Raw genomic sequence first — 21,302 nt, 5'->3', positions numbered from 1 at the left:
AAAATACTTCCAATTGTGTAACAGTACACAGATTATAGTTAGTGGATATGTTGATAAGTAAATTAGTTTTATACGCACAAAACAGATGAAGTTTACTTATCAACATATCCACTAACCAACAACATTCAATAAATTTGTGTAAGATACCACTTTACATAAGATAGATAGGAAGCATTTTTGATTTTAAAGTACTAAACCTTCAGTCAACCTCCTAGCCCTGTAGTTTTTGATATGGTTAGGATCAAAAGCACTTTTGGATGTCAGAATACCGAAAATGATATGGAGTAGCTTACGCATTGCAGCACCAACGATGGCCATATTATGCTTACCCTTTTCCTTTAATCTTTGGCAAAAGCTCATAATGATAGGATTGTGATTCTTAGCTACTATGGCAGGAAAGAAAAGTGCCTTACGTAATGTTTGTGAACCGGATTTACTTAATCTGGGTTTGGCATATACAGAGGAACCTGACGTCATATTTCGTGGTATAACTCCTGTATATGCTGCCAATTGCCTGGCATCTCTAAAAACCTCTATATCAGAAACTTCAGCTAAAATAGCTATTGCTGATTCTTCTCCTATGCCTGGAATAGTCAATAGAAGTTGAAAATTTTCCAACAATTCTTTGTGTTGATTTAATAGTTCACGTACGGAGTTTTTTATTGTTTCTATTTTTTGAGCTATATTCATTGCAAGGTCTTCCCAAGCATTTGCAACTTCTTTAGGCAGTCTCTCTTTTTTTTCTAAGTGGTTATTTACTAATGTTAACTCATCTTTTAACGCAACTGAGCAACGATAAAGATGTTTTAATTTTTTCATTTCAGGAGAAGGTGGTGTCCAACTAGAAGGTTCCTGTCTTTGGCAATAATCAGCAATAACTTCTGCATCGGTCTGATCATTCTTTTGTCGTATCAGCTTACTCCTTGCATAAGATTTTATGCAATAAGGATTTACAACACTTACAAAATGTCCAGCATTGTGTAGAAATTCAGCCAGTGCTTCGCTATAACAACCAGTAGATTCCATGCAGGTTTTTACTTTTTCTACATTATGTTTGTGTAGAAAATTCAGTAGACTTTGAAACCCATGATCATCGTTCTTAAAGCTTCTTTTTCTAATTTCACGCTTTCCTTTTTTGCTTATAAATGAGAGAAAAACATCAAAGCGATCTTTTGATATATCTATGCCCAAAAAGTTGTTGATCATATATAACCCCATACGTTACCATTAAAAATGAAAAGTAAGGCTAGTCTTGTGAATACAGAATTAGAACCATTCAGGTCTTTCTACGATACCGTCCAGCCTATACTTTTGAGAAGGGAATTCTTATCTCCTCTACAGATTTTATATCTAAGAAGAAGCACAGAGTTCCTCCCTTCTCCACCTAATGCTTAAGCTTAAAACATTAGATGCTTTTGACAAGATACAAGAAGGAGGCTACTTGCATGACATCATCATAAAGTAAAATGAGATCCCAGTGTTAGCTACTTGGATGACAGGGGAAGGTATTAGGATGACACCGTCATAAAGTAAAATGAGATCCCAGTGTTAGCTACTTGGATGACAGGGGAAGGTATTAGGATGACACCGTCATAAAGTAAAATGAGATCCCAGTGTTAGCTACTTGGATGACAGGAGAAGGTATTAGGATGACACCGTCATAAGGTGAACCAGTGCTCCTTTTTTTGTCATCTCAGCACCTTCTTCTGTCATCCCAGTGCGTGACACTGGGATCTAGCCTTTATTATTTGGTTGAAATTAAGTCTTCTGGATCCCAGTGTCAGCTACTTTCATAACATCATCATAAAGTAAAATGAGATCCCAGTGGGCTTTGTTGCATCACACTTTATGAGATGGTGATTTATGGTAAATTCATGTAACTATCTCAAATTTAGCCATACCAATATCAGTGAATTTATTAAGCAAATAGCATTTGATTAGCAGTTCTTTTTCTCGATTTATCTCAGATTTATTCCTAAAACTAAATCCGAATATTTGCTTTAATCTTGAGAAAAACCCTTCAATATAAGATCTTTTCCCATAATTTACTTCTTTTTTCCATTCTTTCATGCCATCTTAACCGTATAATTTTATTAACCTAATAGCAGCATTCCTGTCAGACATATAATCTATTTCTGGATGTTCTGCCGCATTGTTTATTGGTGGAATTTTTGTCTTTATATCATATTCGTTACACAACTTATAAAACTTGTGCCTATCACATGCCCTATCTGCATATAGTACTTTTATGGCATGCTGAAAATCAACTTCTTTTAGCAAATCACAAGCTCCATAGTGATCAGAGTAGACACCGTTACTGTATTTTACAGCTATGGCTTTTTTGTTGTTTATATTCAACATTACGTGCAATTTTCTCGTTTGCTCATAGCCACGATATTTTCTGTCAGTGCTATTTTCCTTGCTGTGTGTTGTTGTATATACTAATTCCTGTACTGTCTATAGCAATTTCGATATCTTCCATATTATTTTTATCAATTCTGCAATCATTTATCTTAATATTAAGTTTCTTTTGATGCTTGTGAATAGCTGATAACTGCCAAATCTCTTCCTATTTGTTGCAAATACCCTTTTATAAACCCGACTGTTTGTCTTAAACCAATTCTAAAGAAACTGACGATTATATGCACCAAAATCACAACTTTATCACTATAAATATAGTTGCCGCCCTGCATTTTTGGACAATTCTCGTACCAATTTTCTATGGCGTCATTGATATAACAAAAAATGCTTCCTCTTTCTTGGAGAAATTTGTTATATTCATGGCAGTTACTGACTCTCATTTTTTGTGGCATATTTTTTCTTCAACAGTTAAATGGCTATTTATAATGAATTTTGTCAGTAACTGCCAGTTCTTTTCACTTGAGCGATGCAACAAAGCCATCCCAGTGTCACGCACTGGGATGACATTATAGGGGCTACTGGGATGACATTATAGAGAGGCGCTGTGATGACACCGAAGGGGCTACTTGGATGACACCGAAGGGGCTACTCGCATGACAGCTAGCCTGACAACCGTCATCCCGCTACGTGTTAGCGGGATCTAGAGATACCGCTGCGGTATGACGGTTCGCGGTGGTATGACGTAGGACTGATGTCATCCCGCTACTTGTTAGCGGCTAAGAGATACAGCGAATGAATCGCGGTATGACGGTTAAGTATCCCGCTACTTGTTAGCGGCTGAGATACCGCGAATGAATCGCGGTATGACGGTTAAGTATCCCGCTACTTGTTAGCGGCTAAGAGATACCGCGAATGAATCGCGGGTGGATATGTTGATAAGTAAACTTCATCTGTTTTGTGCGTATAAAACTAATTTACTTATCAACATATCCACTAACTATAATCTGTGTACTGTTACACAATTGGAAGTATTTTTTGATTTTATGATGCAACTTGGGAAATTTTTATAATTTTTTTGTTGACTAACAAGACGGTATCTCCTGTCATCCAAGTAGCTTGACACTGGTTTACTTTATGATGATGTCATGAAAGTAGCTGACACTGGTTCTTTTTTTCTAGATCCCAGTGTCACGCACTGGGATGACAAAAAAAGGAGCACTGGAATGACAGCAGTCCCACGTCATACCGCGATTCATTCGCGGTATCTCTTAACATAGATCCCGCTAACACGTAGCGGGATGACGAATATACCGCCACGAACCGTCATACCGCCACGAACCGTCATACCGCCACGAACCGTCATACCGCGATTCATTCGCGGTATCTCTTAACATAGATCCCGCTAACACGTAGTGGGATGACGGTTGTCGGTGAACCTAAGTTACTTTAGCTACAAACATTAAGAAATTTACCAAATAAAAAAAAGGCAAAAGAAGCCCCGTGGTTATTATCCGCTTTAAAATATTGGCGTTTTTTATGTTTTAAACGCTTGACAAGCGAGATAGTACGCTGCTACGAAAATTACCTGCAAAAAGAAACCTCTACTCCTTATTCTTTGCCCTTCCTGCACGCTTACGTTCATTTGGATCAAGGAATTTCTTGCGTAAACGTATAGATTTTGGAGTTACTTCCACCAATTCATCATCATCTATATACGCTATCATATCCTCCAGTGTCATTATCTTTGGAGGAGTGAGTTTTATGGCTTCATCACTACCTGAAGCTCTTACGTTTGTTAATTGCTTACCTTTTAGCACGTTTATCTCCAAATCATTGTCACGGCTATGCTGGCCGACAATCATGCCACAATATACCTTATCCTGTGGCTTGATAAACATAATTCCCCTGTCTTGCAAATTGAAAATTGCATACGCCACAGCCTCACCCTTATCTGTAGAAATTAAAACTCCATTGCGCCTTCCAGAAATTGGACCTTTATGTGGAGCATAACTATGAAATAAACGGTTAATTATGCCTGTGCCCCGAGAATCAGTGAAAAACTCTCCTTGATAACCAATTAATCCTCTTGATGGCACTAAAAACGTTAATCTTGTCCTACCATTACCAGAAGGTCTCATGTCAGTCACTTCACCTTTTCGGAAGCTGAGTTTTTCCATGATGATTCCACTATATTCATCATCTACATCAATTACTACTTCCTCTATAGGTTCAAGTTTTTTGCCATCTTCTTCCTTAAATAGCACGCGAGGGCGTGATACTGAAAGCTCAAAACCTTCTCTCCTCATATTTTCAATTAACACTCCAAGCTGTAGCTCACCACGTCCACCTACTTCAAACGCTTCACCACTTGATGCCAAAGTTACGGTAATTGCAACATTTGTTTCTGCTTCTGCATATAAACGATCCTTTATAACGGTTGAGGTAAGCTTTGTTCCCTCTTGTCCGGCAAAAGGTGAATCATTAACACTCAGAGTAATCGCCATCGTCGGCGGATCAACTGGAGTTGAGCTTACTGCAGTTGTAACCTCTGGTACTGCTATAGTGTCAGAAACTGAAGCTTTCTCAAGTCCTGCAATTGCAATTATGTCTCCCGCCACAGCTTGTTCTACTGGAATACGTTTCAAGCCAGAAAATGAGAGCAACTTAGTTAATCTCCCTCGTTCAATTACTTTACCGTCCAGATCAAGTACCTTAAGATCTGAATTGACTTTTGCAACGCCCTGATAAACCTTTCCTGTCAATATTCTGCCAAGAAACTTATCAGACTCAAGTAGAGTGACCAACATAGCAAAAGGGGCATTTTGATCATAAACAGAAGGTTTTATATAATCTATAACCGTTGAAAATAATGGGCTTAAATCTTTTCTTTCATCAGAAAGCTCCTTAGCACACCAACCATTTCTACCTGAAGCATACAACACTGGAAAATCTAGCTGCTCGTTGGTTGCATCAAGGTTAAAAAATAACTCATATATTTCATTTAATACTTCATCAATTCTGCTGTCTGGTCGGTCGACCTTATTGATTATCACAATTGGCTTCAAATTTGCTTTTAGTGCTTTTGACAACACAAATTTAGTTTGTGGCATGGGACCTTCCGCAGCGTCAACCAGCAGCAACACACCATCTGCCATGCACAATACCCTTTCTACTTCTCCACCAAAGTCTGCGTGCCCTGGCGTATCAATAATATTGATTTTTTCATCACCCCACATTATTGATGTGCATTTTGCAAGTATTGTAATTCCGCGCTCACGTTCTTGGTCGCCACTATCCATAACTCGCTCTTGAACTTCTTGATTCTCACGGAACGTGCCACTTTGTTTTAACATGTTATCAAGCAAAGTAGTTTTACCGTGGTCAACGTGTGCGATTATTGCTATATTACGGATCGATTTAAATTCGTTCATTTTCTATCATTTCAAAATTAATTTAGTAATAAGTATACATAAAATACACTTGGAGTAAATAACTAAAGCTGTGTATAAGTGCTGTGTTTCCAAGATATTATAGGATTACTTTGTTGAATATTCTCTACTCCCAGGTTTTGTTATGGGTAGTTGTTTTAATTCACTTGGAAGTTCTTCCTCGCTGTAGTTTTGGATGTTCAGTTCAATCAAAGATATGACAGGAAAAGGCAGTTTCGTTTCACTATTCCTCTTTATTAGAGAAGCTTCAGCAATGACTTTACCTCCCTCCCCTTCTGCACATTTCACTGCTTCAAGTGAAGATTTGCCTGTGGTTATCACATCCTCGATAAGTAATATTTTCTCACCCTTTTTGATCTTAAATCCACGGCGTAATTCAAACTTGCCATTAACGCGCTCGCAAAACATTGTCTTTATTCCAAGCTGCCTGCCAATCTCATAACCTACAACTATTCCGCCAATTGCAGGAGATAATATTAAATCTATGGAGCTATTTAATTCTTTTTTTATTTTATCTGCCAGTAATGCGCAAACTTTCATGGCTCTGCTTGGATTTTCAAAAATTTTAGCGCATTGTATATATGTATTGCTATGCAATCCAGAAGATAAAACAAAATGCCCATGCAAAATTGCTTCTGCTTCTTTAAATTCTTTTATTATTAGGTTGTTTTCGTCTAATATCATTTTTTAAGTTTCACTATTACATTCTTTATTAATTATCTGAGTGATACAAATATCAGACCACACGTTTATTGCAGTTTCAAACATATCGATGATTGTATAAATAGGCAAAATCAGTCCCATAATATGCAGAGGAACATTCATCGACATGAGATAACTGGTTGCCATAAAATAGCACCCCATCGGCACTCCAGCGTTACCAATTGCTGCACTAGTTGCTAAAAAAATCCATATAAACATTTCGCTTAAGGAAAATGCGCATCCATTCATCTCTGCAACAAACATTACAGTGATTAGTATAAATGCAGCACATGCATTCATATTAATTGTTGTGCATATTGGTAAAATAAAGGACGACAATTTCTTTGGCACCTTTAGCTTATTTTGCACACAGTCTATAGTTGTTGGCAATGTTGCACTGGATGATTTAGAAAAAAACGCAAGTGTGAGTGCCGGCATAACCCCTTTCAGCGTTTGAATTGGTGATATGCCTTTATACCACATAAGTAGCGGTAAAATCAGAAATGCCTGCACAAAATTTGCAGACATTATGCAAACAAAATACCATAAAAGACTGTAGAACTCGCTACCACCTTTTAATTCGTGCAAAAAACATGTAATAAAAGACCACACAGCAAGTGGAACAAGCTTTAGTAACCCCTGAGCAATTTTAAGTAACGTATCGAAAAGTGCAGAGAATATTTGATGTAATATGTCCTGCTTTTCTTTTGAAAGTGAAACAATAGCTCCACCCATCAAAAAAGCGATCAATATGCTACCAATAACGTTATTTTCAAGAAAAACTTGCACAAAATTCGAAGGAATGAGTGATTTTAAGTATGAAAAGTAACTGTAATTGTTATTATCCAAACTTCCTATCGTGTTACATATGAAATTTTTTTTCACTGGGTCTATTAGCAGGTAAAACAATAATGCAACAAACGCAGCTATAATAGTTGTAAGCAGCGTATAAAATAGTGTTTTCTTAACTAAGGTTTTAATTTCGATTGAGTCTTTAAGTCCTGAAATTGTGGAAACTATTGATAGAAAAACTAAAGGTAAACTTATTAATTTCAACAAACTAACAAATATGTCACTAAACAGCTTTGCTATTTCAAATATAATCTCACTGTTTAAATAGTAAGCAACTATTGCAAACAGTATAGAAAAGAGTATTGCAAACTTGTGCATTGAAAATAAAACTTCAAAGTAACATTATACAACAATTTTGCTGTTTTGGAATCAGATTGATAGACAAAATAACTTTACAAATTAGGAAAAGATAAGAGGATGCGTTTATTCGGAGACAGTAGACTTCTTGCATAACCCAAACTAAGTAGAAAAAGGTATCATCCGAGTAGTTGACACTGGTTCCTTTATGACGGCAGTGCCCAGATACTGGAATCCAGCCTTTCTGCAATCTCATCGAAAACGTTTTTCTATGCTAGTTTGCTTGTGAGCAAGCAAACTTTCCTGGATCCCAATGTCTGGGCACTGGGATGACACCCTACTTAACCGTCATACCGCGATTCATTCGCGGTATCTTTTAACATAGATCCCGCTAACAAGCAGCGGGATGACGATTGTCGTTTAGCCATAAATATTAAGAAATTTACCGAATGAAAAAAAAGGCAAAAGAAGCCCCATGGTTAACTAGTTATTTATATGTACTTCAAAATATTGGCGTTTTTTTTCTAAACGCTTAATAACCGCGATTCAGCCGCTTTTAAATGCGACTAACCTAAATTACAAACATTAAGAAATTTACTAAGTGGAAAAAAAGGCAAAGAAACCCTAAGGTAGCTAGTATTCAAATTCTCCCTTGTCTATTTGACGTCTTTTGCTGTCTTAAACGCTTTATAAGCGCGTTTCGGCTTATATAGGTAGAAACCTAAAAGTTTTATAAAAACATGAGGTGCACATAGTGCAAAAAATTAAGCATGATTTACGCCAAATACATTAAGTTTTTTTGTTATTAATCCACTGCAGAGATTGCGAAGATAAATAATTAGCTTCAGTTTCATGATAAGGGAGCTGGCGGAGTTTGTCAAGGAAGTTTTTCGTTTCTATTCCCAATAAAAGTTTATTATATGGTTATGCAAGAAGTCTAGTGGAATTGGCTAATATTTCTTAATTTAAATTCAGGTGCACTTAGCCCATTCTGGTGATAACAAATTGGAACAGATAAGGTATGATAACTAACTTTTCTGTGAGTATATAGTTTTGCCAGACACAACAGTACGTACCACGTGCCCTTTTACTTTGCGCCCATCGAAAGGGGAATTCTTTGATTTACTAGCAAAGTTGTCAGTTTTAATTTCCCATTCATGATTGAGGTCAACTAAAATTAAGTCTGCAGCAAGGTTTTTTTGTATACGACCACGTGATACGTGTATTATATCTGCAGGCTTATATGTCAATTTTGCAAGCACATCAAGTAGACCCATTTGCCCACTGTGGTAAAGTTCAAGTGAAAGGGGCAGCATTGTTTCAAGGCCAACAATACCAAATGCAGCATTTTCAAGTGGAAGATCTTTAGAATTACGATCATGCGGAGCGTGATCGGTTGCAATGCAATCAATCACACCTGTCTTTAAACCTTCAACCATAGCTAAACGATCTTCTTCAGTGCGAAGCGGCGGGTTCATTTTTGCAATTGCTCCATGTTGTTTTACTATATTTTCAGTCAAAGTGAAGTGATGAGGGGTTACTTCACATGTAACATTTAATCCCAAATCTTTCGCACGTTTAATAGCATCAAGTGAATCTTTTGAAGAGACATGTAGAATATGGTAGTGCACATTTTCCATATCTTTCATGAGCAGTATATCACGATTTACCATAACCGATTCTGACGCACTCAAGATTCCCTTTACTCCCAATTCTTCAGAAATTTTACCTTCGTTGATTGCACCACCTGCTGATAAATTTAAATCTTCTGCATGTTGAGCAATAGGAACACCCAGCATACTTGAATAAAGCAGCGCCTGTCTCATAATCATTGGGTTCATAACTGGCATGCCATCATCAGTGAACCCAACCGCACCTGCTTCCTTTAAAAGTGCCATTTCAGTCAACTTTTCTTCCGAAGTGGTGATTTTAGCGTAAAATTCAACGTTTACATGTGAAGTTTCAAGTGCTCTATATTTCAAATATTTAGCCAAAACAACGCTATCAATTGCTGGAACAGTGTTCGGCTGACAAACTACAGTTGTAACGCCTCCCGCAGCTGCAGATTTGCTGCCTGTATATATAGTTTCTTTATGTTCTTGGCCTGGTTCACGAAAATGTACGTGAATGTCAATAAGGCCTGGCATTAGAACAAGCCCTTTACAGTCTATTGTTTCATCGACCCCACTTGTTGAAAATAATGATTCACCAAAGTCAACAATTTTATCCCCTTCAGTCAATAATGAACCTTTTATATCAAGTTTAGTTTCCGGGTCGATAATACGAGCATTAGTATACGCAATTTTATAGCCTTCTTTTTGCCCTGTTTGCAACAAATTCCAAGTTTGAGTCATTATATTTGAGTATCGATTATAAAATAAATCTAAAGTTTTTTTAACAAAACACAACCAAATAAAAACGCAGACTAAAGTTGCGAGAGCTGTCTTGAATTAAAATTGTCCCAAAAATTTGGCTCTTATAACCGAGTTACTTCAGTTTTAACGTTAATATGAAAAACTCTTAGCTCTGTTGAAGGATTTTCCAGTTGAATATCTAGCTCATTCTGTATGTTCGATAAACAAATCAAAGCTGAGTCAAAATTTTCATCACACTGCTTCGCTTCATGCATACCATCGATTATTTCCTCTAATTCTTCCACATCATCCATTTCTTGCGGCGCACTTTTTAATATCGCTTTTATTTGGTTTAAATTTTGACGAATTTTCTCCTGATATCCAGCAATTCTCTATTGATATATATCAATTATTTTTTGACATGCGTTGCCTCTAAATGGATGTTCTTTTTTCTCTTTTATGTAAGAACTTTGAAAGTCTTTACAGTTAAGGATTGCTTCTCTATGTTTTTTTATGTCATTAATTGCACTGACTATCGACTTATCTATTTTCTTCAAATTTTCTTCCCGTCCTTCTCTTTTAATTATACTTTTGGATTCATTTTTCATTTGGTTCATTTTGTCATACAGGTTTCTGCATTCTTTGTAAGATACCATTGGTTGTAATATTCCTTCTTCTACACCTTTATTGTAAAAATTCTTCAACTCATCACTTGATAGTATTGTTATAGCATCTTCCCTTTTGCCTTGTGATTTAGGATACTTTTTATTCAATGAACTAACATGATTTAACAAGAAATCTTTAACTAGCTCTTCCTTTTTAACTTCAGCTAATTTTTCTAGTGTTTCTATATATTTCAGAACTTCCGCAAAGAGCTGTCCACCAGATGGAGCAAATCCTTGAAGTGGTTTACTCTGAGCTTTATAAAAATCGGTTTGTAAAAAATCTTCAGCTTGTTTTTTTATTACTGAAAGTTCATTGAAGGCTTTTTCTGGATTGATTTTTCTCAAAATACCAACAGTTTTTCTAATCGCTTTTTCTCTCTTTTTATTATCTTGCTTTTCATTTAATATCAGATGTTCAGTTTTGGTAAAAGCATTACCTTGATCACTCTTTGCAATGTTACAAACGATGTTTTTTACAACTTTTTCAGTTGCTGCATAATCTATTTCTTTTGCAAAGCAGTCAACAAATGATTGCCAAACTTTTTTATTAACAAGCTTACTTGTCTTATTTTCAAAATCTTCTCTACTTTTGAATCCTAAAATAGTATAGAGATTTTTTTCAACTATTGGTTCGGCATGTTGTTTTGCCACTTTACCTTTTATATTGAATGGAAATTTACTAATCTTAGTTGTACCCACAATGTTACCTCAATATTAACGCTATCTATAAAAGTATAAAGATTTAATATTTAATTTTTAATTAATACTAGCACAGCTAACTACGGGGGCATTATGCTAGCATCAATAGCAAGCGTCAATTAACACTTTAACTTCTAACTTGTCATCAGTAATATTGTTTATATAAAAACTATAATTTTTTATGCCTGAACTTGGGAATATATTGCTACTCATAGCCTGCTTATTGTCTTTGACATATTTGTTTTTACCGCTTAGTTCTTGTCGTTTTATTACCACTGCCATATTTTTTTGTGTATCAACATCAATGGCTATTTTGATCTACTGCCACATTACAAATGATTTCTCACTCGAAAACGTATATTACCACTCACACACAACAAAACCTTTGATCTATAAGATTTGTGGAGTTTGGGGAAATAAAGAAGGGTCTATGTTGCTTTGGACATTAGTGCTTACCTTTTACCTATTTCTGATGGGTATTTTTACTGATAACGACAGTAAATTGAAGAAAGTATCCTTGATCACCCAAGGCTTGATTTGCTTTTGTTTTTTACTGTTCACTTTACTTGAATCCAGCCCCTTCACTAAAATGCCAAGCGTTGAAAAAGATGGATTGGGTTTTAATCCGATATTGCAAGATATAGGCCTTGCTATTCATCCACCGATATTATATTTGGGGTACCTTGGATTTAGCGTTCCTTTTTCGCTCTCTATAGCTGGATTAATTGCAAATACTGAAGGAAATGTTTGGGCTAAAATTGTCAGGCCTTGGGTACTTATTTCTTGGTCGCTGCTCACTTTGGGCATCAGCTTGGGTAGCTGGTGGGCATATCGCGAACTTGGGTGGGGTGGATTTTGGTTTTGGGATCCAGTGGAAAACGTTTCTTTGATGCCGTGGCTAATTGCAGTGGCGCTGACACATTTGTTGCTCATTGTACGAAATTTCAATACTTTAAGGAATTTCGCTATTTTACTTACGCTTACAACTTTTATATTGAGTGTAACTGGAACATTTCTAGTCCGCTCAGGAATACTCACCTCAGTGCACACGTTTGCAGATGACTCAAGGTATGGACTGTATATATTAGCTCTACTTGGTGTAATTACAGTCAGTAGCTTAGTAATATTTGTAATGTTTACGAGAAAAAATCGCACATCTTTCCAGTGCTCGACATTGGAATCCAGAAAGAAATCTGCTACTCAAGTGACAGAGGGTAGAAGATTCTTTTCACGCCTTACGATGATGCTGATGAACAATTTATTATTTATTACTGCCTTTTTCATCGTGTTCGTTGGCACTTTATACCCTACAGTGCTTGAGTATTTAACCGGTGAATTAATTTCAGTTGGAGCACCATATTACAATTCTTTATTTAATCCTATTGCACTGGCTATTCTAGTGCTCACCATGATCGGGCAATACTGCCGTTGGCAGGGAAATAGTCTATTGACAATATTTCGTGAATACAGATTTTCATTCTGTAGTGCTGCAGCTATTTTGCCGTTTATCTTTCACATGGAGCTAATAATTGTGCTATCAATTACTATCTCCATAGCATTATTAATCTTTGTTTTAGAAGCATATAGTAAAAGAATTTGTTTATTTAAGGTAGCATTTGGTGAATCAATTTTATTAGCAAGAAAAGTTTCTAAATCCTACTATGCAATGATGGCAGCTCATGCTGGAGTGGCAATTTTAGTGCTTGGTATAGCTTATTCAGTTGGTTGGCAGGAGAAAAAAGAAAATTACTTAAAAATAGGGGATAGCATAACAGTCAATAAATTTAAAGTTACTTTACGAAATATTGAGCTAATAAAAGAAAAAAATTTCCATGCAGTGAGAGGTAAAATGGACATTAGGAATTTGCTGAATAATAAGATATTGGGTGAGATAACCCCTGAATATAGATTTTACCTTGTGGAAGGTCAGAAAAATGTTGAAAGCAGTATCTACCACAATTTGCTTTCTGATATTTATGTTGTAATTGGAGAGATTGATAAGAGTAAGAGCAAAATCGCAGCTAAAGTGCACTATAAACCTGGAATGTCTATAATCTGGCTTGGATCCTTCCTCATCGCTTTTGGTTCGCTCCTTGCTGCTTTTCCTTTATTGAGAAGATTTTAATAGGACTCCTTTATACTATAACGAAAAAACTTCCTTGACAAACTCCGCCAGCGCCCTTATCATGGTATTGAAGGTATTCAGTTATCTTCATCTGTGCAGATTAAACAGCAAGAAAACAACGTAGTTGGCGTCTTATTTTTAATTTTTTGCACTATGTGCACCTTATGTCTTCACAATATTTCTAGGTTTTTACCTACACAAGCTGAAACGCGCTTATAAGTCGTTTAAGACAGTATAGTACGCCAATTTGCAGGATTAGAGAGTGACAACTAGCTAACGCGGGGTTTCTTTTGCCTTTTTTTCTGCTTAGTGAATTTCTTAAACATTTATAGCTTAAGTTAGTTGCACTTAAAAGCAGCTAAATTGCAGTGTTTAAGACTTAAAAAACGCCAAATACTGAAAATAGACAATGACTAGGGCTTCTTTTGCCTTTTTTTTGTTTGGTAAATTCCTTAATATTTATAGCTAAACGACAACCGTCATCCCGCTACGTGTTAGCGGGATCTCTTGTTAGCGGATGAGATACCGCGGCGGTATGACGATTCGCGGCGGTATGACGGTTCGCGGTGGCATGACGATAACTTCGTCATTCCGCTATGTGTTAGCGGCTAAGAGATACCGCGGCAATATGACGGTTAAGTAGGGTGTCATCCCAGTACTGGGATGAAAGGGGAAGGTATTAGGATGACACCGTCATAAAGTAAAATGAGATCCCAGTGTCACGCACTGGGATGACATTATAAGGGCACTGGGATGACGGGGGAAGGTACTACCTTGACAACCGTCATCCCGCTGCTTGTTAGCGGGATCTAGAGATACCGCGGCGGTATGACGGTCTGCGGCGGTATGACGGTTCGCGGTGGCATCTCGTCATCCCGCTACGTGTTAGCGGGATCTCTTGTTAGCGGATGAGATACCACGGCGGTATGACGATTCGCGGCGGTATGACGGTTCGCGGTGGCATGACGATAACTTCGTCATTCCGCTATGTGTTAGCGGCTAAGAGATACCGCGAATGAATCGCGGTATGACGGTTCGTGGCGGTATGACGGTTCGCGGCGGTATAGTAATTCGTCATCCCGCTACTTGTTAGCGGGATCTATCCGCGGCGGTATGACGTAGGACCGCTGTCATTCCAGTCTGGAATCTAGTTCTTATTGTACATTTACTTAGTGTAGAGTTAAGTTTCCTGGATCCAAGTAGTCTGGGCACTGGGACGACACCCTTTTGGATGGAAACCAGTGTCAGCTACTTGAATGACATCATAGAGGTTACTTGCATGACATCATAGGGACACTGCCGTCATAAAGGAACCAGTGTCAAGCTACTTTGATGACACCTTGTATCTTTTTTCTGCTTAGTTTGGGTTATGCAAGAAGTCTAATGTTCGTATAGTTGTGTGTCAGCTACTCGGATGACAGAGAAGTCCAATCACAGAATAAACTAGTGAATTTTTTGAAAAGTATATAAAATTCAAGTGATTATTTTAAGTAAATAGCATGGCACTTAGACTCATTCCAGATAATCTCGATATCAAGTTTAGTAAATATAGGGATTTGACTGCACTCGTTAGCATTATTCTTATCATCTTTTCAATGCTCACTGTTGTGCTGCGTGGAGTGAACTTAGGCATAGACTTTGCAGGCGGAATTTTGATAGAGATAAAATCTTCAGATGAGAATCACTCTATTCTCGATGCATTAAAAGAAAATGGTTTTACAGTGCAGAGTTCAAAAGCGGGTGATAATTTAGTCATGCGTTTTAAAGATGAAGGAGATGAAGATAAAATCAAAAAGATAAAAAGCATACTAGAAGAAAAGCTAGGTAGCTCAATAAGCTATCGTAAAATAGACTATGTTGGCCCACAAATAAGCTCAACACAAATATTTGAAGGAATGTTATCCATGTTGATCGCGATTGTTGGAATATTTTTTTACGTTTGGTTTAGATTTAATTGGCAATGTGGATTCAGTGGAATAACAGCACTGATTCATGACGTGATTTTAACTGTTGGTTTTATTAGCCTAACTGGCATTGAGTTTAATATTTCATCAGTTGCAGCTCTCCTCACTGTCATTGGTTATTCAATCAATAACTCAGTAATTATATACGATCGGATTCGAGAGTATTGCAAGAGTGGTAAAAGTGGGCGGATGAGTGAGATAGTAGATGCAAGTATCAACGCTACATTATTTCGCACTATATTAACCTCGGGTACAACCCTTCTTGCTGCTCTTCCTTTGACATTAATCTGCACAGATGCAGTGAGAGACTTCAGCTTGATCATTTTTTTTGGTATTTTGATTGGCACTTGTTCTGCAATATTTATTTCTGCTCCTATATTAACCTACAGAGCTTTGATAAGTAGATTGTAGAAGTGTTTAGTCGCGGTATAATATCAACTTATTATCTCTTATAGTGAAATGAAAATACCTTAAAAAGCTCATTCCAAGTAGTGAATGAGACATAGAATGAGTGTTAACGCTCGCCTGTACATCATTAACTAAAAAATTCCCTATTTTAACCTGAGGGATGTGAACAACACCAGCTTTTATTTGACCTTTAGCAGTTTCATATATTTTAAAATCCTGAACGTTTTGTAAGTTAATACCAACATGTAATGCGTCTTTTTGTGATAGAACAATATCGGTTGCTCCGGTATCAAGCAAAAACGTTATATTGCGATCATTGACCTGAGCCTGAATATAAAAGTGTCCATCGTATGATTTCGTAAATTCGATACTTCCACTATTCTGACCACTATTCTGAATTCTCCCTTTATATGGTAAAAAAGTACTGAGAAATCTGTCGCTTAGTTTGTCCCTTTGTGAATCAATAAGCATTGAAGTGGCAGCTATTATTAGTAACCAAATAACTAGATTTTTCACCGCGTTCATATTGTTAAAATTTGAAGCTATTAAAATAAATTTTAAAGATTAGCGTTAAAAGTTATTATTAAAAATAAGTAAATTTTATTGTTTTAGTACAATATTTAATATACACTTTAAGAAGATATGTTTGATTTAATTTCATGTCAGAAGCAAAAAGTTTAATTTTAGCAGCTATCCTTTCCATGTTGATCATGGTATCTTGGCGCATTATTTATGATAATTTTTTTAGTGCAAACCAAAACCAGCCATTGATTGAAAATATTGAACATATCGAATCTTTTAACGACCTTGCTCCTATAATACACCAAAATCGTTCTGAAATTATTAATTCCACTCGAGAACAGAGGGTTAGTTTAACCAATAACATGATTAAAGGATCAATTTCTTTGAAAGGTGCAAGGTTTGATGACTTAATCTTAACTAACTACCACTTAGAACCGAGTTCTTCTTCTCCACAAGTGGTGTTACTGTCACCTGCAGAATCAAAAGATGTATATTTCGCAGAATTTGGGTGGCTCGATCCGAATGAAAAGATTAAAGTTCCAGATTCTAAAACAGTCTGGCAAGCAGATAAACTCAATCAAAAAGAGGTCAATTTATTTTGGGATAATGAAAATGGCATTTTATTTAGAATGAAAATTAGCCTTGACGATAACTACATGTTTAAAGTTGAGCAAATTATTGAAAACAATACAAAAGATAATGTAGTTTTGGTTCCTTATGGTAGAATTAACCGTAAACGTGACAATATCAACGAATCTTATTGGATATCCCATGAAGGAGTACTGGGTGCATTTGATAATAAACTAGAGGAGTGGACATATAAGGATATTTCCAAAAAACATTTAATAAAAGCAAGCACGAGTGAAAAAAATTGGTTTGGTTTTGCTGATAAATACTGGCTTACAGCCATCATACCTGAGAAATCCGATAAAATAAATGTAAGCATTAAGCATACTAACGCTAATGATATTGATAAATTTCAAGTAGATTTTGTCAAGCCTTATAAGAGCATACTTCCTGGCGCAAGTGTTTCTAATGTGAATTATTTTTTTGCTGGAGCAAAAAAGTTGAATTTACTGGATTCTTATAAGGATACTCTCAATATACCTTTGTTTGATAAAGCTGTAGATTTTGGTGTTCTTTATTTTATAACCAAGCCAGTGTTTTTACTGCTTGAATATTTTAACTTCGTTTTAAAAAATTTTGGCTTAGCAATATTATTGCTGACTTTAGTAATCAAACTTTTGATGCTTCCCTTATCTAATAGATCATATATTTCGATGTTCAAGGTGAAAAGCCTGCAGCCTGAATTAACTCGTATAAAAGAGTTGTATAAAAATGACAGCTTAAAGCAGCACAAAGAGACAATTGCGTTGTTCAAGAGAAACAATGTAAACCCAATGTCGAGCATTTTTCCCATGCTAATACAAATACCGGTATTTTTTGCTCTATATAAAGTATTATTTGTTACTATAGAGATGAGACATGCTCCTTTTTTTTTATGGATTAAGGATCTTTCAGCTCCTGACCCAACGAACATCTTTACATTATTTGGGTTGTTTAATTATAACTTTCCTATTTCTATAGGCATTTTACCTATAATTTTCGGTGCCACCATGATAATTCAGCAGAAGCTAAGTGAGAAAGATCAAACCAATAAAGATGATATTCAAGTAAATGTTATGAAGTTTTTACCTTACATTTCTGTCTTTATTTTTTCTTCTTTTCCTGCCGGCCTGGTAATATATTGGATATTTAGTAATATTATAACTTTAATTCAACAATCATTAATAAAGTTGTTTTTAACGAAAAAAGTGGTAGTAAATGTCGAAAATACTAATAGTTAATTCAATTTATTATGCTGAAATAGCAAACCTTTTGCTTGAAGGTGCAGTCGATAGATTAAAAGAAAGTCATGCAAGCTATGACATAATTGAAGTTCCTGGTGCATTTGAGATACCAGCTACAATTCTCTTTGCAGTAAAAAGCAAGAATGCTAATTATGACGGTTATTTAGCTCTTGGGTGCGTGATTCGCGGTGAAACTGATCATTATCAATACGTTTGTAAAGGGGTAATCGAAGGTTTAAATGAGGTTGTTATGCATTATGCAATACCCTTTGGTATGGGCGTAATTACCGCTGACAGCAAAGATAAAGCACTAGTTAGAGCTGACAAAAACAAAAAGAACGTTGGTGGCCATGCAGCCTCAACTGTTTTGCATATGATAGATTTACACAATAAATTAAAATAATGGAGGAAAAACCAGTAGATAAAAAGTGGCGCATAAAAAGAAGTACGGCAAGATTTCTTGCTGTACAAGTTGCTTATTCAAATATTTTTGTAGGTTACAACAAAAGCACTTTTAAATTGGAAAATTGTGAACTTAAGAACTACATAAGTAAGTTGAAAGATATATTTGAATGTGAAGAATTTGAACATCAGTTCTTAGAAAACTTGTTATATAAGGTTATAAAAAGCAGTGAAGAATATGATAAAATAATAGAGTCTTACTTACACCCAAGCTGGTCCCTTTCACGGTTAAATCTTATAAGCTTATCTATTTTGCGTGTTGCAATATGTGAGTTAGCTAATTGTGATACGCCAGTTCCAGTTGTCATTAATGAATATACTAACATTGCATCTGATTTACTTGATAAACCAAGCGAAATTGGTTTTATTAATGGGTTATTGGATAAGGCAAAAGATGCAGTTAAATTAAATAAAAATCCTTAGCAATTATAGCCAGCAAACACAGGGTGTCATCCGAGTAGCTGACACATAGCTGTATGAACATTGCAATTTGCGTGGCAGGTGGTGTCATTCCAGTCTGGAATCCAGCCTTTTCATAATCATCAAAACGTTGTATTTTAACATAAAACGGCTGCTTTTATGCTTACCAACTTAGCTGGATCCCAGACTGGGATGACAACATAGTCAAGCTTTTTCGTAAGTTACCTGCCACTTGAGCCAAAGCCCCCTGCATTGCGACCGGTTTCTTCTGTGCAGAATTCTTCTCTGTCATCCCAAATTACCTGAGATACAGGAGAAATAAGGATTTGTGCAATTCTATCTCCTCTTTTTATCTCATACGACTGATTACTTAGATTAATTAGGCAAATCTTCACCTCACCTCGATAATCAGAGTCTATAGTGCCCGGAGAATTTAAGACAGTAATTCCATGTTTTGCAGCAAGACCAGAACGTGGGCGGATTTGCCCCTCAAAACCGTTTGGTATTGCAATCACAATTCCAGTTGGAACAAGTAATCTCTCAAGTGGATTTAAAACAGCAGAGTCATTCAATGCAGCATAAAGATCCATACCAGCACTCTGCGTAGTTGCATAACATGGAAGAGACAAGTCTTCTCCGTGTGATAATCTCTTTATTTCTACTTTAATTTTACTTCTTTGCACTCCAATTTACCAACTATGAAGATTCAATTATAGCATGTAAATTGTATCTGCAAAAGTAATAAATGTTACATCGTAAATGATGTCATTCTAGTGCGTGACGCTAGGCCATAAAATAAGTTTTTCGTTTCTATATGCGCTACCTTAAGACTTTAATTATACAACGTCTTAACGCACTTAACCCCATCGACATATAAATTTGCATGACTTTTTTGAGTATTAAGCAATGCAAGTCCAATGTTGTCTACACTAGAGCGCAGTTCCCCTATTTCCTCATTATTTTCATTTGTCACTTTAGTGCCAATATCTGGAAGTGCGTTATCCCCCTCAACAAGATAAAGTTTTCTTCTGAATATTTCTTGTCTGCTCATTCGATTTACGACTTCCTGACCTACGTAACACCCCTTATTAAAGCTTATACCGTTTGCCTTATCGATTAAATATTGCAATGGGAACGATGAATTTTGTACCATATCTTTTGCTCCATCTGGGACAAGGTTTTTAATTCTAACTTTTTCATACTGAATAAAATCTCCAACCGGTTCTTTTATTTCATCTTTATGTATGATCCTCATTCCTAGCAGCTTGTGCCTTGGATCTTGAAAAATAACTCGTGACTTACTACTACACTCCGCCAACTTAGTATCAAACAAAACTCCAACCTTATATAGTGCACTAATGTCTTTAATTTTCACTCTCAAATAAGTTTTAAGTAAATCTAGTTTCTCGATTATTTGCTGTAAGTGCACATTTTCGCACTCTAAGAAAATATATCTACCATATTCAATAAGAAAAAAATCATATAGGTATTTTCCCTGAGGGCTAAGCAATAAAGAGTAAATAGCTTTTTGGCTATCTAGCTTATTAATATCATTGGTTATAATGCCCTGCAGAAAATCTCTAGTGTCAGGCCCATATAGCACTATCACACCACGACTTAAGAATGGTATATAACTCATGAAATCTCTATAAATAAACCTAAATTTTATTATATAACATTAGGCTCTTTTAGAAACTGCTTTTGGCGTGCATATTTTATATGGTGTGCATATTTTACAAGCTCCAGCCCTTGAAATCTAACTTACGAGTATATATATAAAGTTATAGGTTAATTTGTTGAGAGGAAAAGCAAATGTCAAGTATAAGTTTAAATGTATTGGATGATAGCGTGCTGATCAAGCCTATTAGCGAGGAAAAGCAGGGTGGAATTATGCTTCCATCAAGTGCTGAAAAGAAACCTACTAAAGGTGAAATTGTAGCAACTGGTGAAGGTTCACGCAACTCAAATGGCGAACGCATAGCTTTAACTGTAAAGGCTGGTGATAAAGTGTTCTATCGTCAATGGGCTGGTACAGAAATAGAACATAATGATGAAAAGCTTATCGTGATGAAAGAGTCCGATATACTTGCTGTCATTAAATAGCAGTCTTTATTTTACTAAATTGAAACAAAGCGCAACATGGCGCATTGTAAATGGTTTTATTATAGTTTT

The 21,302-nt window shown here is 36.1% G+C and carries 19 protein-coding genes and 1 pseudogene; 7 read left to right on the top strand and 13 right to left on the bottom strand.

Features of this window, described 5'->3' with window-relative positions:
* Positions 1 to 183: 183 nt before the first annotated feature.
* Positions 184 to 1,206 carry an IS110 family RNA-guided transposase gene (locus OOK84_RS01570; RefSeq protein ID WP_264731025.1) on the bottom strand — a complete coding sequence of 341 codons (1,023 nt, stop codon included), beginning with the start codon at positions 1,204 to 1,206 and terminating at the stop codon, positions 184 to 186.
* 467 nt (positions 1,207 to 1,673) lie between these two features.
* Here OOK84_RS01570 and OOK84_RS01565 point away from each other — a divergent pair, with 467 nt between their 5' ends.
* Positions 1,674 to 1,796, top strand: coding sequence for a hypothetical protein (locus OOK84_RS01565; protein ID WP_264732096.1), 123 nt, complete (start codon positions 1,674 to 1,676; stop codon positions 1,794 to 1,796).
* Between the two features lie 76 nt (positions 1,797 to 1,872).
* On the opposite strand, the pseudogene OOK84_RS06810 reads toward OOK84_RS01565, so the two are convergent.
* The 9 genes and pseudogenes from OOK84_RS06810 to OOK84_RS01510 form a co-directional block, all read right to left on the bottom strand.
* Positions 1,873 to 2,813, bottom strand: a pseudogene (locus OOK84_RS06810) (IS5 family transposase).
* 831 nt (positions 2,814 to 3,644) lie between these two features.
* Positions 3,645 to 3,770, bottom strand: coding sequence for a hypothetical protein (locus OOK84_RS01545; protein ID WP_264732090.1), 126 nt, complete (start codon positions 3,768 to 3,770; stop codon positions 3,645 to 3,647).
* 192 nt (positions 3,771 to 3,962) lie between these two features.
* Positions 3,963 to 5,792, bottom strand: coding sequence for a translational GTPase TypA (typA, locus tag OOK84_RS01540; RefSeq protein ID WP_264732088.1), 1,830 nt, complete (start codon positions 5,790 to 5,792; stop codon positions 3,963 to 3,965).
* Positions 5,793 to 5,897: 105 nt separating this feature from the next.
* Entirely contained in the window at positions 5,898 to 6,494 is a 597-nt protein-coding gene (gene pyrE / locus OOK84_RS01535; RefSeq protein ID WP_264732086.1) for an orotate phosphoribosyltransferase, read from the bottom strand.
* Between the two features lie 3 nt (positions 6,495 to 6,497).
* A complete protein-coding gene (locus OOK84_RS01530) occupies positions 6,498 to 7,682 on the bottom strand; it encodes a dicarboxylate/amino acid:cation symporter (protein WP_264732084.1) in 1,185 nt (394 codons plus the stop codon).
* Positions 7,683 to 8,689: 1,007 nt separating this feature from the next.
* A complete protein-coding gene (locus tag OOK84_RS01525; RefSeq protein ID WP_264732082.1) occupies positions 8,690 to 10,015 on the bottom strand; it encodes a dihydroorotase in 1,326 nt (441 codons plus the stop codon).
* A gap of 122 nt (positions 10,016 to 10,137) precedes the next feature.
* Positions 10,138 to 10,329: a hypothetical protein gene (locus OOK84_RS01520; RefSeq protein ID WP_264732080.1), complete on the bottom strand. Its 192-nt coding sequence runs from the start codon at positions 10,327 to 10,329 to the stop codon at positions 10,138 to 10,140.
* A gap of 78 nt (positions 10,330 to 10,407) precedes the next feature.
* Complete coding sequence (locus tag OOK84_RS01515; protein ID WP_264732078.1) at positions 10,408 to 11,379, bottom strand: hypothetical protein; 972 nt, start codon at positions 11,377 to 11,379, stop codon at positions 10,408 to 10,410.
* Between the two features lie 102 nt (positions 11,380 to 11,481).
* Entirely contained in the window at positions 11,482 to 11,661 is a 180-nt protein-coding gene (locus tag OOK84_RS01510) for a hypothetical protein (RefSeq protein WP_264732076.1), read from the bottom strand.
* On the opposite strand from OOK84_RS01510, the gene OOK84_RS01505 reads away from it, so the two are divergent.
* Both OOK84_RS01505 and secF read left to right on the top strand, forming a co-directional pair.
* Entirely contained in the window at positions 11,582 to 13,504 is a 1,923-nt protein-coding gene (locus OOK84_RS01505; protein ID WP_458694276.1) for a heme lyase CcmF/NrfE family subunit, read from the top strand. The two genes, OOK84_RS01510 and OOK84_RS01505, sit on opposite strands and share 80 nt — an antisense overlap.
* A gap of 1,499 nt (positions 13,505 to 15,003) precedes the next feature.
* Complete coding sequence (gene secF, locus OOK84_RS01500; RefSeq protein WP_264732072.1) at positions 15,004 to 15,879, top strand: protein translocase subunit SecF; 876 nt, start codon at positions 15,004 to 15,006, stop codon at positions 15,877 to 15,879.
* A 6-nt stretch (positions 15,880 to 15,885) separates the two neighbouring features.
* On the opposite strand, the gene OOK84_RS01495 is transcribed toward secF, so the two are convergent.
* Positions 15,886 to 16,401: a TIGR02281 family clan AA aspartic protease gene (locus OOK84_RS01495; protein WP_182182693.1), complete on the bottom strand. Its 516-nt coding sequence runs from the start codon at positions 16,399 to 16,401 to the stop codon at positions 15,886 to 15,888.
* A 134-nt stretch (positions 16,402 to 16,535) separates the two neighbouring features.
* Here OOK84_RS01495 and yidC point away from each other — a divergent pair, with 134 nt between their 5' ends.
* From yidC to nusB, 3 genes are read left to right on the top strand one after another with little or no spacing between them, the layout of a single operon-like run.
* Entirely contained in the window at positions 16,536 to 18,245 is a 1,710-nt protein-coding gene (gene yidC, locus OOK84_RS01490; protein ID WP_264732069.1) for a membrane protein insertase YidC, read from the top strand.
* Positions 18,223 to 18,651, top strand: a complete 429-nt coding sequence (locus tag OOK84_RS01485) for a 6,7-dimethyl-8-ribityllumazine synthase (RefSeq protein ID WP_253309653.1) — start codon at positions 18,223 to 18,225, stop codon at positions 18,649 to 18,651. Before yidC ends, OOK84_RS01485 begins: the two co-directional genes overlap by 23 nt.
* Entirely contained in the window at positions 18,651 to 19,133 is a 483-nt protein-coding gene (nusB, locus tag OOK84_RS01480) for a transcription antitermination factor NusB (protein WP_264732067.1), read from the top strand. Before OOK84_RS01485 ends, nusB begins: the two co-directional genes overlap by 1 nt.
* A 218-nt stretch (positions 19,134 to 19,351) precedes the next feature.
* On the opposite strand, the gene dut is transcribed toward nusB, so the two are convergent.
* Both dut and ygfZ read right to left on the bottom strand, forming a co-directional pair.
* On the bottom strand, positions 19,352 to 19,813 hold the full coding sequence (gene dut, locus OOK84_RS01475) for a dUTP diphosphatase (protein WP_264688252.1): 462 nt from the start codon (positions 19,811 to 19,813) through the stop codon (positions 19,352 to 19,354).
* Positions 19,814 to 19,962: 149 nt separating this feature from the next.
* Positions 19,963 to 20,769: a CAF17-like 4Fe-4S cluster assembly/insertion protein YgfZ gene (gene ygfZ, locus OOK84_RS01470; protein WP_264732065.1), complete on the bottom strand. Its 807-nt coding sequence runs from the start codon at positions 20,767 to 20,769 to the stop codon at positions 19,963 to 19,965.
* A gap of 173 nt (positions 20,770 to 20,942) precedes the next feature.
* On the opposite strand from ygfZ, the gene OOK84_RS01465 reads away from it, so the two are divergent.
* On the top strand, positions 20,943 to 21,233 hold the full coding sequence (locus tag OOK84_RS01465; protein ID WP_373457551.1) for a co-chaperone GroES: 291 nt from the start codon (positions 20,943 to 20,945) through the stop codon (positions 21,231 to 21,233).
* Positions 21,234 to 21,302: the final 69 nt, after the last annotated feature.

The sequence above is a fragment of the Wolbachia endosymbiont (group A) of Sphaerophoria taeniata genome (genome assembly GCF_947250735.1).
Taxonomy (GTDB): domain Bacteria; phylum Pseudomonadota; class Alphaproteobacteria; order Rickettsiales; family Anaplasmataceae; genus Wolbachia.
This window is presented reverse-complemented; position numbering and strand designations above follow the sequence as displayed.